Source organism: Escherichia sp. E1V33 (assembly GCF_004211955.1).
Taxonomy (GTDB): Bacteria; Pseudomonadota; Gammaproteobacteria; order Enterobacterales; family Enterobacteriaceae; genus Escherichia.
Window position 1 is genome coordinate 57,505 of the sequence record NZ_RHJI01000019.1, and the last position, 13,055, is coordinate 70,559.

General features: G+C 48.9%; 14 protein-coding genes. 8 read left to right on the forward strand and 6 right to left on the reverse strand.

Going from position 1 to position 13,055, the window contains the following annotated elements:
• Positions 1–2: 2 nt before the first annotated feature.
• The 6 genes from mrdB to lipA all read left to right on the forward strand — a co-directional run bounded on the left by mrdB (position 3) and on the right by lipA (position 5,927).
• On the forward strand, positions 3–1,115 hold the full coding sequence (gene mrdB / locus D9742_RS16980) for a peptidoglycan glycosyltransferase MrdB (RefSeq protein ID WP_130237657.1): 1,113 nt from the start codon (positions 3–5) through the stop codon (positions 1,113–1,115).
• A 10-nt stretch (positions 1,116–1,125) separates the two neighbouring features.
• Complete coding sequence (gene rlpA, locus D9742_RS16985) at positions 1,126–2,202, forward strand: endolytic peptidoglycan transglycosylase RlpA (RefSeq protein ID WP_130237658.1); 1,077 nt, start codon at positions 1,126–1,128, stop codon at positions 2,200–2,202.
• Between the two features lie 140 nt (positions 2,203–2,342).
• Positions 2,343–3,554 carry a D-alanyl-D-alanine carboxypeptidase DacA gene (dacA, locus tag D9742_RS16990; RefSeq protein WP_064528971.1) on the forward strand — a complete coding sequence of 404 codons (1,212 nt, stop codon included), beginning with the start codon at positions 2,343–2,345 and terminating at the stop codon, positions 3,552–3,554.
• 109 nt (positions 3,555–3,663) lie between these two features.
• The gene (ybeD, locus tag D9742_RS16995) at positions 3,664–3,927 is read left to right on the forward strand and encodes a DUF493 family protein YbeD (RefSeq protein ID WP_000850550.1); all 264 of its coding nucleotides are present in this window, start codon (positions 3,664–3,666) and stop codon (positions 3,925–3,927) included.
• Positions 3,928–4,026: 99 nt separating this feature from the next.
• Positions 4,027–4,668 (forward strand): lipoyl(octanoyl) transferase LipB, encoded by a 642-nt coding sequence (lipB, locus tag D9742_RS17000; RefSeq protein WP_130237659.1) that lies wholly within the window; start codon positions 4,027–4,029, stop codon positions 4,666–4,668.
• Between the two features lie 293 nt (positions 4,669–4,961).
• Positions 4,962–5,927: a lipoyl synthase gene (gene lipA, locus D9742_RS17005; RefSeq protein ID WP_000042625.1), complete on the forward strand. Its 966-nt coding sequence runs from the start codon at positions 4,962–4,964 to the stop codon at positions 5,925–5,927.
• A gap of 99 nt (positions 5,928–6,026) precedes the next feature.
• Here lipA and tatE read toward each other — a convergent pair whose 3' ends face one another.
• Together tatE and D9742_RS17015 are read right to left on the reverse strand one after the other, a co-directional pair.
• Positions 6,027–6,230: a twin-arginine translocase subunit TatE gene (gene tatE, locus D9742_RS17010; RefSeq protein WP_064528973.1), complete on the reverse strand. Its 204-nt coding sequence runs from the start codon at positions 6,228–6,230 to the stop codon at positions 6,027–6,029.
• 128 nt (positions 6,231–6,358) lie between these two features.
• Positions 6,359–7,147: a deaminated glutathione amidase gene (locus D9742_RS17015; protein ID WP_130237660.1), complete on the reverse strand. Its 789-nt coding sequence runs from the start codon at positions 7,145–7,147 to the stop codon at positions 6,359–6,361.
• A gap of 92 nt (positions 7,148–7,239) precedes the next feature.
• On the opposite strand from D9742_RS17015, the gene crcB reads away from it, so the two are divergent.
• Positions 7,240–7,623 carry a fluoride efflux transporter CrcB gene (crcB, locus tag D9742_RS17020; protein WP_130206475.1) on the forward strand — a complete coding sequence of 128 codons (384 nt, stop codon included), beginning with the start codon at positions 7,240–7,242 and terminating at the stop codon, positions 7,621–7,623.
• A 53-nt stretch (positions 7,624–7,676) separates the two neighbouring features.
• Here the strand turns inward: crcB and cspE are convergent, their stop codons facing one another.
• Positions 7,677–7,886 carry a transcription antiterminator/RNA stability regulator CspE gene (cspE, locus tag D9742_RS17025; protein WP_000034825.1) on the reverse strand — a complete coding sequence of 70 codons (210 nt, stop codon included), beginning with the start codon at positions 7,884–7,886 and terminating at the stop codon, positions 7,677–7,679.
• A 174-nt stretch (positions 7,887–8,060) separates the two neighbouring features.
• Entirely contained in the window at positions 8,061–8,621 is a 561-nt protein-coding gene (gene pagP / locus D9742_RS17030) for a lipid IV(A) palmitoyltransferase PagP (protein WP_130237661.1), read from the reverse strand.
• A 574-nt stretch (positions 8,622–9,195) separates the two neighbouring features.
• Between pagP and dcuC the strand changes: the two genes are divergently transcribed.
• Positions 9,196–10,581 carry an anaerobic C4-dicarboxylate transporter DcuC gene (dcuC, locus tag D9742_RS17035; protein WP_130237662.1) on the forward strand — a complete coding sequence of 462 codons (1,386 nt, stop codon included), beginning with the start codon at positions 9,196–9,198 and terminating at the stop codon, positions 10,579–10,581.
• A gap of 38 nt (positions 10,582–10,619) precedes the next feature.
• On the opposite strand, the gene dpiA is transcribed toward dcuC, so the two are convergent.
• Together dpiA and dpiB are read right to left on the reverse strand one after the other, a co-directional pair.
• Positions 10,620–11,300, reverse strand: coding sequence for a two-component response regulator DpiA (gene dpiA / locus D9742_RS17040; protein WP_064528978.1), 681 nt, complete (start codon positions 11,298–11,300; stop codon positions 10,620–10,622).
• Positions 11,269–12,927, reverse strand: a complete 1,659-nt coding sequence (gene dpiB, locus D9742_RS17045) for a sensor histidine kinase DpiB (RefSeq protein WP_130237663.1) — start codon at positions 12,925–12,927, stop codon at positions 11,269–11,271. Before dpiB ends, dpiA begins: the two co-directional genes overlap by 32 nt.
• Positions 12,928–13,055: the final 128 nt, after the last annotated feature.

The following is a 13,055-nucleotide window of genomic DNA, read 5'->3' on the forward strand; positions in this document are numbered from 1 at the left end:
TCATGACGGATAATCCGAATAAAAAAACATTCTGGGATAAAATCCATCTTGATCCCACAATGCTACTGATCTTACTGGCATTACTGGTCTACAGCGCCCTGGTAATCTGGAGCGCCAGCGGCCAGGACATCGGCATGATGGAGCGTAAAATCGGCCAGATCGCGATGGGGCTGGTCATTATGGTGGTGATGGCCCAAATTCCGCCGCGCGTTTATGAAGGCTGGGCGCCCTATCTCTATATCATCTGTATTATTTTGCTGGTAGCGGTAGATGCCTTTGGCGCCATCTCCAAAGGTGCTCAACGTTGGCTGGATCTCGGTATTGTTCGTTTCCAGCCCTCGGAAATCGCCAAAATAGCCGTGCCGCTCATGGTGGCACGCTTTATCAACCGTGACGTTTGCCCGCCGTCGTTAAAAAATACCGCCATCGCGCTGGTACTGATTTTTATGCCCACGTTGCTGGTGGCAGCGCAGCCTGACCTGGGGACATCCATCCTCGTTGCGCTTTCCGGGCTGTTTGTACTGTTTCTCTCCGGACTTAGCTGGCGCTTGATTGGCGTTGCGGTGGTACTGGTAGCAGCATTTATCCCAATTTTGTGGTTCTTCCTGATGCATGACTACCAGCGCCAGCGCGTAATGATGCTACTCGACCCGGAATCAGACCCACTCGGCGCGGGCTATCACATTATTCAGTCTAAAATTGCTATTGGCTCTGGTGGATTACGCGGCAAAGGCTGGCTGCACGGTACTCAGTCACAGCTTGAATTTCTGCCTGAACGCCATACCGATTTTATCTTCGCAGTACTGGCGGAAGAGTTGGGATTAGTGGGTATTTTGATTCTGCTTGCTCTCTATATTCTGCTAATCATGCGTGGACTGTGGATTGCAGCCAGAGCGCAAACTACCTTTGGTCGCGTCATGGCTGGCGGCTTAATGCTGATATTATTCGTTTATGTCTTCGTAAATATTGGTATGGTAAGCGGTATTCTGCCGGTTGTAGGGGTTCCACTCCCGCTGGTCAGTTATGGAGGATCGGCGCTCATAGTGCTGATGGCTGGGTTTGGAATTGTGATGTCAATCCACACCCACAGGAAAATGTTGTCGAAAAGCGTGTAAGAGGTGCGCAATGCGTAAGCAGTGGCTCGGGATCTGCATCGCGGCAGGAATGCTCGCGGCATGTACTAGCGATGATGGTCAGCAACAGACGGTAAGTGTGCCGCAGCCTGCGGTATGTAACGGCCCAATAGTTGAAATTAGCGGGGCGGAACCACGTTTCGAACCACTGAACGCGACGGCAAATCAGGATTATCAGCGCGACGGCAAAAGCTACAAAATCGTGCAGGACCCTTCACGCTTTAGCCAGGCGGGCCTTGCTGCCATTTATGATGCCGAACCTGGCAGCAATCTGACGGCATCTGGCGAAGCATTTGATCCGACGCAACTGACAGCGGCGCATCCAACGCTCCCCATCCCCAGCTACGCCAGAATCACCAACCTGGCTAACGGGCGGATGATCGTGGTGCGCATTAACGATCGTGGTCCCTACGGCAACGACCGTGTGATTTCACTTTCACGCGCGGCAGCTGACCGTCTTAACACCTCGAACAATACAAAAGTTCGTATCGATCCTATTATCGTCGCCCAGGACGGTTCATTTTCTGGCCCTGGCATGGCTTGTACTACCATTGCCAAACAGACTTACGCCCTGCCTGCTCCGCCCGATTTAACCGGCGGCAGCGGAACAAACTCTATGTCTATCCCGCAGGGTGATATTCTCCCGGTCAGCAACTCGACGCTGAAAAGCGAAGATCCGACCGGCGCGCCGGTAACCAGCAGTGGCTTCCTCGGCGCACCTACCACCCTGGCGCCCGGCGTACTGGAAGGCAGCGAACCGACGCCTGCACCACAGCCAGTTGTCACCGCACCTGCAACAACACCTGCAATGGTGACACCGCAAGCCGCTTCGCAAAGCGCCAGTGGTAACTTTATGGTGCAAGTGGGTGCCGTTAGCGATCAGGCACGCGCGCAACAGTATCAACAGCAACTGGGACAAAAGTTCGGCGTACCCGGTCGCGTGACCCAAAACGGCGCGGTCTGGCGTATTCAGCTTGGTCCATTCGCCAACAAAGCTGAAGCCAGTGCCTTACAGCAACGTTTACAAACCGAAGCCCAATTACAGTCATTTATTACCACCGCGCAATAACGTAAAGCAGGCATCTGAAATGTCAATTTCTGTAAATGACGTTAACAAAGTCACGCGGAAAGTCAGATGCCTGGCGGTAGTGCATTTGCTATAGTAGGGCACTTATTTTAAATTCCATCACGGATGTCGTAGTTCAGACCATGAATACCATTTTTTCCGCTCGTATCATGAAGCGCCTGGCGCTCACCACGGCTCTTTGCACAGCCTTTATCTCTGCTGCACATGCCGATGACCTGAATATCAAAACTATGATCCCGGGTGTACCGCAGATCGACGCGGAGTCTTACATCCTGATCGACTATAACTCCGGCAAAGTGCTCGCCGAGCAAAATGCGGATGTCCGTCGCGACCCTGCAAGTCTGACCAAAATGATGACCAGCTACGTTATCGGTCAGGCAATGAAAGCCGGTAAATTCAAAGAATCTGATTTAGTGACCATTGGTAATGACGCCTGGGCCACCGGTAACCCGGTGTTCAGAGGTTCTTCGCTGATGTTCCTCAAACCTGGCATGCAGGTGCCGGTTTCTCAGCTTATCCGTGGTATCAACCTGCAATCGGGTAACGATGCTTGTGTTGCCATGGCTGACTTCGCCGCCGGTAGCCAGGATGCTTTCGTTGGCCTGATGAACAGTTACGTTAACGCACTGGGCCTGAAAAATACCCACTTCCAGACTGTACACGGTCTGGACGCTGACGGTCAGTACAGCTCCGCGCGTGATATGGCGCTGATCGGTCAGGCCCTGATTCGTGATGTACCCAACGAATACGCTATCTATAAAGAGAAAGAGTTTACCTTTAACGGTATTCGCCAGCTCAACCGTAACGGCCTGCTATGGGATAACAGCCTGAATGTCGACGGTATCAAAACTGGCCATACTGACAAGGCGGGCTACAACCTTGTCGCCTCTGCAACGGAAGGTCAGATGCGTCTGATCTCCGCAGTCATGGGCGGACGCACGTTCAAAGGCCGTGAAACCGAAAGCAAAAAACTGCTGACCTGGGGCTTCCGTTTCTTCGAAACGGTTAACCCGCTGAAAGTTGGCAAGGAGTTCGCCTCTGAACCAGTATGGTTTGGTAATACTGACCGCGCTTCGTTAGGCGTTGATAAAGACGTTTATCTGACCATTCCGCGTGGCCGCATGAAAGACCTGAAAGCCAGCTACGTGCTGAATAGCAGTGAACTGCATGCGCCGCTGCAAAAGAACCAGGTCGTTGGCACCATCAACTTCCAGCTTGATGGCAAAACTATTGAACAACGCCCGCTGGTGGTGTTACAGGAAATTCCGGAAGGTAACTTCTTCGGCAAAATCATTGATTACATTAAATTAATGTTCCATCACTGGTTTGGCTAAAAATTGAACACTTGAAAGTGTAATTTCCGCCCCCATATACTAAGCATCAGTAAAAAACTCCCGCCCTCTGGCGGGAGTTGCTATTTAATTACGTTACGCCGGAGCTGACATGAAAACCAAACTTAACGAACTGCTTGAATTCCCTACTCCTTTTACCTACAAAGTAATGGGGCAGGCGTTACCTGAGCTGGTTGATCAGGTGGTTGAAGTGGTACAGCGCCATGCGCCAGGTGACTACACCCCAACGGTAAAACCAAGCAGCAAAGGCAACTACCACTCGGTATCTATCACTATCAACGCCACTCATATCGAGCAGGTTGAAACTCTGTACGAAGAACTGGGCAAAATCGATATTGTCCGTATGGTTCTGTAATTCGCTTCTCCGTTACCCGGCCTCTGGTCGGGTAACTCCCCTCCCCTCGCTGTGATATAATTTTCCCCACTTTTACTCATTCTCCACGGAGATGCCGTTTTGTATCAGGATAAAATTCTTGTCCGCCAGCTCGGCCTTCAGCCATACGAGCCTATTTCTCAGGCTATGCATGAATTCACCGATACCCGTGATGAAAATACCCTTGATGAAATCTGGCTCGTTGAACACCATCCTGTATTCACCCAGGGGCAAGCAGGTAAAGCGGAACATATTTTAATGCCGGGCGATATTCCGGTGATCCAGAGCGATCGCGGCGGCCAGGTAACTTATCATGGGCCGGGGCAACAGGTAATGTATGTGTTGCTTAACCTCAAGCGTAGGAAGCTGGGCGTGCGTGAACTGGTGACCTTGCTCGAACAAACGGTAGTGAATACCCTGGCCGAACTGGATATTGAAGCGCACCCTCGGGCTGATGCTCCAGGTGTCTACGTTGGGGAAAAGAAAATTTGTTCACTTGGCTTACGTATTCGCCGCGGTTGTTCATTCCACGGTCTGGCATTAAACGTCAATATGGATCTTTCGCCATTTTTACGTATCAACCCTTGTGGTTATGCCGGGATGGAAATGGCAAAAATATCGCAATGGAAACCTGATGCGACCACCGATAATATTGCACCGCGCTTGCTGGCAAATATTTTAGCGCTACTCAAAAATCCTGCCGTAGAATATATCCCTGCTTAATTCCCTCTCATAAATGACCCAAACCATATTGGGTCATTGCACTCAGCGTGCTCCAGTGCTTCGCGGCGAACGAAATGTGTTTTGAAAAACTATCGTTACATAGAGTTCACAGCGCAGAACGATAAAATGGCACAAACCAACAACAATTTTACATTTTCGCGACCGCTTTGGCTGCTTTCTGGGCCGTTTCAATGATATACTGCCAGTCGTTAATTCAAAAATAGTTGATAATTACAACAATCCATTGAATTGAAACGCTTTCCTTCGTAATTCGCAACTGGAACACGCACGCTATGAGTAAACCCATTGTGATGGAACGCGGTGTTAAATACCGCGATGCCGATAAGATGGCCCTTATCCCGGTTAAAAACGTGGCAACAGAGCGCGAAGCCCTGCTGCGCAAGCCGGAATGGATGAAAATCAAGCTTCCCGCGGACTCTACACGTATCCAGGGCATCAAAGCCGCAATGCGCAAAAATGGCCTGCATTCTGTCTGTGAGGAAGCCTCCTGCCCTAACCTGGCAGAGTGCTTCAACCACGGCACAGCAACATTTATGATCCTCGGCGCCATTTGTACCCGCCGTTGTCCGTTCTGTGACGTTGCCCACGGTCGCCCGGTCGCCCCGGATGCTAACGAGCCGGTAAAACTGGCGCAGACCATTGCTGATATGGCGCTGCGTTATGTGGTTATCACCTCCGTTGACCGCGATGACCTGCGAGATGGCGGAGCCCAGCACTTTGCGGATTGCATTACTGCCATCCGGGAAAAAAGCCCGGAAATCAAAATTGAAACTCTGGTGCCGGATTTCCGTGGTCGTATGGATCGCGCACTGGATATTCTGACCGCCACACCGCCAGACGTGTTCAACCACAACCTGGAAAACGTACCGCGTATTTACCGTCAGGTACGCCCGGGCGCAGATTACAACTGGTCTCTAAAGCTATTAGAACGCTTTAAAGAAGCGCATCCGGAGATCCCGACCAAATCCGGTTTGATGGTGGGACTGGGTGAAACCAATGAAGAGATTATTGAAGTCATGCGCGATCTGCGTCGTCATGGTGTAACCATGTTGACGCTGGGGCAATATCTGCAGCCAAGCCGCCATCACCTGCCGGTGCAACGCTACGTTAGCCCGGATGAGTTTGATGAAATGAAGGCCGAAGCGCTGGCGATGGGCTTTACCCATGCTGCGTGCGGTCCGTTTGTCCGCTCTTCGTATCACGCCGACTTGCAGGCGAAAGGGATGGAAGTTAAGTAATCGTGTAATAATTACTTACATCTGTCTGATAAAAAACCCGCTATCTGAAGCGGGTTTTTTTATCGAACAAGATATTGAGAGAGCGTCCTGCTCGCCACGTCACTCTTTATGAGAGAGCTTTTCAGCCTGAATATCAACGTCTGCGCCTTTTTTAGCCGCAGCGTCGTCGTCATTCATCGCTTTCTTGAACCCTTTAATGGCCGCGCCCAGGTCGCCGCCCAGCGTACGTAACTTCTTAGTCCCAAACAGCAGAACGACCAGCGCCGCAACTACCAGCAGTTTGGTAATACTAATCTCACCCATAGATACCTTCTTGACATAAAACTGGCAACAGTACGCGCCTTAAAAACCAGAGAATATTAACGGTCATTCGACGCGCGCACACAATAGCAATCTGTAACAAGGTGAATCAAGCGCCGAGTAAAAAAACATCATAATAATTGCGGCGGCACAAACCGGCGGTTGTTTAAAACAGGCAACTGCGCGCGCACCTGACGCACACGTTCAGGCGTCACTTCCGCCATGATTAACGCGGGCATTTCCGCTGCCGCAGCAATAGTAACGCCAAAAGGATCGATAATTCGACTTTGCCCAATGTTTTTGTTGCCACACTCCCCCGCTGCCACCATATAACAGGTGGTATCCAGAGCACGAGCGGCGAGCAATGTTGACCAGTGGTGTTCTTTGAGTGGCCCGCGAACCCAGGCCGCTGGCAGGATCAGGATTTCCGCGCCTTGTAATGCCAGGGCCAATGCCAACTCAGGAAAGCGTAAGTCATAGCAGGTCATCAGCCCCACATTCATGCCCTCAACCTCCAGTAAAGGGGCTATATCATCACCAGCATCCACATGGCGCGATTCCTGAATGGCAAACGCATCATAGAGATGCAATTTGGCATAATGGGCGACAATTTTCCCCGCCTGTAGCGCCACCAGCATATTCCAGGCGCGCCCAGGCGTTGAGGGTACGTGAATCGTCAGAATCGTCGTCATCATGTTACGTTTACTTTCCCGCAGTAAACGTTCGAGGAATCCGCCTTCCAGCAACTGTGCCGATTTAACTGACAAATTCGGGTCAAGATCGTCACGCGCCAGAAGCGCTTCCGGCAGGACAAACAGCGATACGTCGTTTTCCGCCGCCTGTGCCATCAACGAGGCACAAATCTCAGCGTTCTTTTCCCATATTGATGTAACAGCAAATTGTCCTGCGGCAACAAGCATTGCCCCCTCCTGTCAGAGTTGTAAAATTCGCCAACGACGATTATTCGGCGTTAAACTTATCACTCATACAAATCAAATAGCAGGATTTAGCTGTGTTACAACTCCTTTTAGCAGTTTTTATTGGTGGTGGTACGGGAAGCGTGGCGAGATGGATGCTAAGTATGCGGTTTAACCCGCTGCATCAGGCCATTCCACTCGGGACACTGGCAGCAAACCTGATTGGGGCATTTATCATAGGAATGGGGTTTGCCTGGTTTAGCCGTATGACTAATATCGATCCGGTGTGGAAAGTATTAATCACCACTGGTTTTTGTGGCGGGCTAACGACCTTCTCAACATTTTCGGCAGAAGTGGTTTTCTTATTGCAGGAAGGGCGTTTTGGCTGGGCGCTACTGAACGTCTTCGTTAACCTGTTAGGTTCCTTTGCTATGACCGCACTAGCTTTTTGGCTATTTTCAGCATCAACCGCACACTGAAGACCAAAAAAAACCCGCTGAATAAGCGGGTTTTGAATTCTTGCTGACGTATCTTACAGAGCGATTACGTTTGCAGCAGAAGGGCCTTTGGCACCGTTAGTGATTTCGAACTCTACGCGCTGACCTTCAGCAAGAGTTTTAAAACCATTAGTCTGGATTGCAGAGAAGTGTACGAACACATCTTTGCTGCCGTCTTCCGGAGTAATGAAACCGAATCCTTTGGACTCATTAAACCACTTAACGTTACCTTTAATCTTAGACATCAAAATTACCTTTACATGAAAAATAGACACAAATGCTGTGTCGGTTACCAGTACACCAATTGTGGTACGCTTTGTCCAGTGCAACTTTACTAAAAAGTGATAAAAGTCGCGTTATTTTTGATGTTAATTCCATTACGCACTGATTTTTAAGGATTTTATTAAATTGTGACTTGTCTAAAACTGAAACCGCATCCAGGCAAAGTAAACATTGCCATTGTTGTAGGTGCCAGGGATGTAAGTCATCTGAAAAGTCGCAGGGCCATAGCCCACAGAAGCCAATGGCAGTAACAGCGGAACAGGTATGTAGTTCCAGTTATCACGCGCGGTCAATCCAGCGGTGAACCCCAGACCAACATGAAAGTTTTCATCGGCCAGCGGTCGCCAGGTACTTTCCCAACCATATCCGGCAATGGGCTCCCATTTATTCCATGAATCCTTAAACGCCATCACGTACAAACCGTGCCAGTTGCCTTTCTCATCCCAACGTGACTGACCAAAACCACCACCCCACGGTCTTTCGTTATAGCGATCGGTTTTTTCTTTGTCATAAGCGAAACGCGCATGCCAGGTAATGGCGGGAATATACAGATCATAATGTTCTGGTCGCTGCCAGGTTTCTGCAACATTCTCTCTAAATGTCGCAACCCATTGCTCTGCACTAGCAGAAACTTCTTCAACGCTGATTAACTGAATAAAAGCAAAGGAAAATACGGTAATACATTTACTAGCGCCCATTAGCGACCACAGAAAATTATCAAAAATATATTGCCAGCATAGCCAAAGAAAAATAAATACAACCTTAACAAGACCAAAATAAAGAATATTCCGAGTTCCTGAAAAATTTATTTCATGAAAATTACTAATAAAACCATCGGATTATTCCGGAGAATTAAGTGGTATTTTTCTGCTAAAGAATAGCTCATTCAAATAAAATGCATATCCATGCAAAGCCCCAAAAAAAACTTATCATCCATTTATTTTTCAATCAGATACAACGACACCATCAATAAAATAATTGTTAGCATTGCCATATGATACGCATACAAGATTATTTTTTTGGCGGACAAAATACCACAAAATAATTAACAAACTTGCATCAATTATTCATCAATTCATAAACATCATTATATTGTAATTACTCCCCCTAAAATAAATTTTGTTATCCAGGTATAAAAACAGCAACATCAATGCCTTAATGACAGGCTTTCTTGATTTCAATCAGCATCTGATGTCAATTTATTCGGCATATTTTTTTCTTATTTTAGGACTTTTTTATTATTTATTGTAGATTCTGGAGACTGGAAAGAATATGCAGACATTTATTGAACTCCTTATTGGGGTTGTCGTTATTGTGGGTGTAGCTCGCTACATCATTAAAGGGTATTCCGCCACCGGGGTGCTATTTGTTGGCGGTCTGCTACTGCTGATCATCAGCGCGATAATGGGACACAAAGTTTTACCCTCCAGCCAGACTTCTACTGGTTACAGCGCCACAGATATCGTTGAATACATTAAAACATTACTGATGAGCCGTGGCGGCGATCTCGGTATGATGATTATGATGCTGTGTGGCTTTGCCGCTTACATGACCCACATCGGCGCGAACGATATGGTTGTCAAGCTGGCATCAAAACCGCTGCAGTACATTAACTCCCCTTACCTGCTGATGATTGCCGCCTACTTCGTTGCCTGTCTGATGTCGCTGGCAGTCTCTTCCGCAACCGGTCTTGGCGTTTTACTGATGGCAACGTTGTTCCCGGTGATGGTGAACGTTGGTATCAGTCGCGGCGCGGCAGCTGCCATTTGCGCCTCACCTGCAGCAATTATTCTCGCACCAACATCTGGAGATGTGGTGCTGGCGGCGCAGGCTTCTGAAATGCCGCTGATTGACTTCGCCTTCAAAACAACACTACCTATCTCAATTGCCGCCATTATCTGCATGGCGATTGCCCACTTTTTCTGGCAGCGTTATCTGGATAAGAAAGAGCACATCTCTCATGAAATGTTAGATGTCAGCGAAATCACAACCACCGCGCCCGCGTTTTACGCCATTCTGCCGTTTACACCGATCATTGGCGTGCTATTTTTTGACGGCAAATGGGGTCCGCAATTGCACATCATCACCATTCTGGTGATCTGTATGCTGATTGCCTCTGTTCTGGAATTTCTTCGCGGCTTTAATACGCAAAAAGTCTTTTCGGGCCTCGAGGTGGCTTATCGCGGCATGGCTGATGCCTTCGCTAACGTAGTCATGTTATTAGTTGCCGCTGGAGTTTTCGCTCAGGGACTTAGCACTATCGGCTTTATCCAGAGCCTGATCTCAATCGCCACCTCGTTCGGTTCGGCGAGCATTATCCTGATGCTGGTATTGGTTATCCTGACAATGCTGGCAGCAGTCACCACGGGTTCCGGCAATGCGCCTTTCTATGCCTTTGTTGAGATGATCCCGAAACTGGCGCACTCTTCCGGCATTAACCCGGCATACCTGACAATCCCGATGCTACAGGCGTCAAACCTGGGGCGCACGCTTTCGCCAGTCTCTGGTGTGGTAGTTGCCGTTGCCGGGATGGCTAAAATATCACCATTTGAAGTGGTTAAACGCACCTCGGTACCGGTGCTCGTTGGGCTGGTGATTGTCATTGTGGCAACAGAGTTGATGGTACCCGGTACTACCGCCGCGGTTACTGGTAAGTAATTTCCCCGGCCGGAGGAGCGCGTCCTCCGGCACTCTCTTCATCCACTGTGGTAAATGCGCTGCGGCCGGCCAACTTTGCCGTGAACAATCTCGGCGATGATCAGATGACGGCTGGCGCAATATTCAAGATAACGTCTCGCGGTGGTGCGGCTTATGGTCAAAGCCTGCGCCACTGTCTCAGCCGTATGTTGCACACCAGGCTCTTTGAATAGTTTTCTCACTGCGTTTAGCGTCAACGCGTCAATGCCAGTTGGCAGTTCATCCTTTGGTTCACCACGAGCGTAAGCGTTGAACATCTCATCAATTTGCTTCTGACTGGCGCTATCAATACTTTCCAGCATGTGTTTACGCTGGCGATAACGAGTTAATGTCTGCCCCAGACGCTCATAAGCGATTGGTTTGATCAAATAATCAAACACACCGCAGCGCACAGCCTCAGATACCGTTTCCATATCGCTGGCGGCAGTGGTAAACACCACGTCGCCGGGGTAATGCGTCTGCACCAACTCATGCAACAAATTAATGCCCCTACCATCAGGGAGATAGTTATCCAGCAAGATAAGCCCCGGCTTAAAACGCTCGATCATCATTCGGGCCTGCGCCAGGTTTCCCGCCAGCAATATCTGACTGAAACCGGGAATATGACGAATATATTCCGCATGCATTTCTGCCAACGGTGTTTCGTCCTCAACGATCAATAGGGTTAATGGAGCTGTCATCAGGTTTCACTTTCGGAATATAGATTGAAAATAAAGTACCGCAGGGATCATTCTCTTCGAGAGTGATAACTCCACCGCAGCGCGTTACATAGCTGGCAATAAGATACAACCCAATGCCATGCTCACCGGGTTCATCAGCACGCGTACTGACGCCCTGCTCAAATATTTTGTCGCGAAGAGACTCTGGAATGCCGCAGCCCTGATCGGTCACTTCGATTATTACGTCGTCGCCTTCATCGCTCAGGTATAACTCGACTATCTTATTCCCTTCATCACTATGCAAACTGGCTTCGAAGGCATTATCGAGTAAGTTGCCCACAATCGCCGCAAATTCAGTGCTGTCGAGCCCTTGCGGCAGTTGTGAAAGTTGGCTGCCGGGAACAATCGTCATTTTTAGCCCAAGTTCCCGGGCACGCTGTACTTTACCAAAAAGAAGCCCCGCCACCTGGCGATCGGCAAATGCTTCACGCAGACTATCAATAAGTTGCTGCTGAGCCTGTGACTCACCCTGAACCATCGCCAGCACACGATCATACTCTTTCATCTGCAACAGACCATTGAGCGTAGACATCCAATTGAGATGTTCATGACGTAGTGTGCGCAGGCTTTCGACATATTGTTTAATTTGCGTCAGTTGCGCATTAAGGGTAGATATTTCGTCTTTACTACGAAAACTAATAATTGCACCTAGCAAATCATCACCAGAACGAATAGCTTCACGGTTAGCAATCACGCTCAAACCATTAAAATTTGCCACTACATCCTGACGTTTTTCATCAATTTGTTCGGTAAAGAAATCAGCCGGTCTGACAACCTCTGCAATAGGTCTGCCCAGCCACTGCCGTCCGGGGGAACTCAGCCCTAACATTTTTCTTGCGTTGCGGTTGATGGCAGTAATATGCCCATACGGGTCCACCGCAATCAGCCCTTCATAAACGGAACTAAAAAGCGCCTCTTGCTGGCGAACCACGCGCGCAATCTGCTTTGGTTCCATTCCCATCATCTGGCGGCGAATATGCGCAGCTAAGAACCACGACAGCAGCATCAGAATGCCTAACAGCACGACAAAAACGCCCACCATCGGTAATAAAAACTCAGCTCGCCAGCTATCGATTTTACTCACCAGGTACCCCACCGACACCACGCCGATGACTATGCCATCGTCATCAAAGATCGGCGTTTTGGCGCGCATTGCCATACCTATCGACCCTTTGCCGGTGATGAAGTAACTCTCTCCTCTTTCCAGCGCTCCCGGTTTAGTAAACTGCATGGGGTAGCCAATTTTTTCCGGATTCGGATGGTAAAGGCGGATCGAATCCCGGTCACCAATTACCACATAATCGAAGTCGGTATCTCTTTGCAATTTGTTGGCGATAGTAGCCAGTCGTTTGTAGTCACGCGTTTTCACTGCGGTGATGATACTGTCATTGGAGGCAATAATTTTCGCCTGATTCATTGCCATGTCACGAACATGAAGCGTTAAATAGTCCTCAAAACTGGCCGTAAAATATTGCGCCAGCGCAGCGATGACAAATATCGAGAACACCAAAATCAGCAAAAAAATACGCAGCGGGAACGCCAGTCGTTGGAAAAAAGCAAACTGTTTATTCTCATTAAGCTGCAACATTGTTTTCCTTGCGGGGTAAGCCCTGTTTTTTGGCGGATGTAATTAAAATGTTGAATCTCGATTTATAAATATCAAATATGATCGTGACAAATTTCATTCATTAAATCAATTAAATCAATTAAACCTAC

Excerpts from the sequence above, each read along its gene's own strand:
- mrdB (WP_130237657.1), top strand. The coding sequence starts at position 3 with ATGACGGATAATCCGAATAAAAAAACATTCTGGGATAAAATCCATCTT.
- rlpA (WP_130237658.1), top strand. The coding sequence starts at position 1,126 with ATGCGTAAGCAGTGGCTCGGGATCTGCATCGCGGCAGGAATGCTCGCG.
- dacA (WP_064528971.1), top strand. The coding sequence starts at position 2,343 with ATGAATACCATTTTTTCCGCTCGTATCATGAAGCGCCTGGCGCTCACC.
- ybeD (WP_000850550.1), top strand. The coding sequence starts at position 3,664 with ATGAAAACCAAACTTAACGAACTGCTTGAATTCCCTACTCCTTTTACC.
- lipA (WP_000042625.1), top strand. The coding sequence starts at position 4,962 with ATGAGTAAACCCATTGTGATGGAACGCGGTGTTAAATACCGCGATGCC.
- tatE (WP_064528973.1), bottom strand. The coding sequence starts at position 6,230 with ATGGGTGAGATTAGTATTACCAAACTGCTGGTAGTTGCGGCGCTGGTC.
- D9742_RS17015 (WP_130237660.1), bottom strand. The coding sequence starts at position 7,147 with ATGCTTGTTGCCGCAGGACAATTTGCTGTTACATCAATATGGGAAAAG.
- cspE (WP_000034825.1), bottom strand. The coding sequence starts at position 7,886 with ATGTCTAAGATTAAAGGTAACGTTAAGTGGTTTAATGAGTCCAAAGGA.
- pagP (WP_130237661.1), bottom strand. The coding sequence starts at position 8,621 with ATGGGCGCTAGTAAATGTATTACCGTATTTTCCTTTGCTTTTATTCAG.
- dcuC (WP_130237662.1), top strand. The coding sequence starts at position 9,196 with ATGCAGACATTTATTGAACTCCTTATTGGGGTTGTCGTTATTGTGGGT.
- dpiA (WP_064528978.1), bottom strand. The coding sequence starts at position 11,300 with ATGACAGCTCCATTAACCCTATTGATCGTTGAGGACGAAACACCGTTG.
- dpiB (WP_130237663.1), bottom strand. The coding sequence starts at position 12,927 with ATGTTGCAGCTTAATGAGAATAAACAGTTTGCTTTTTTCCAACGACTG.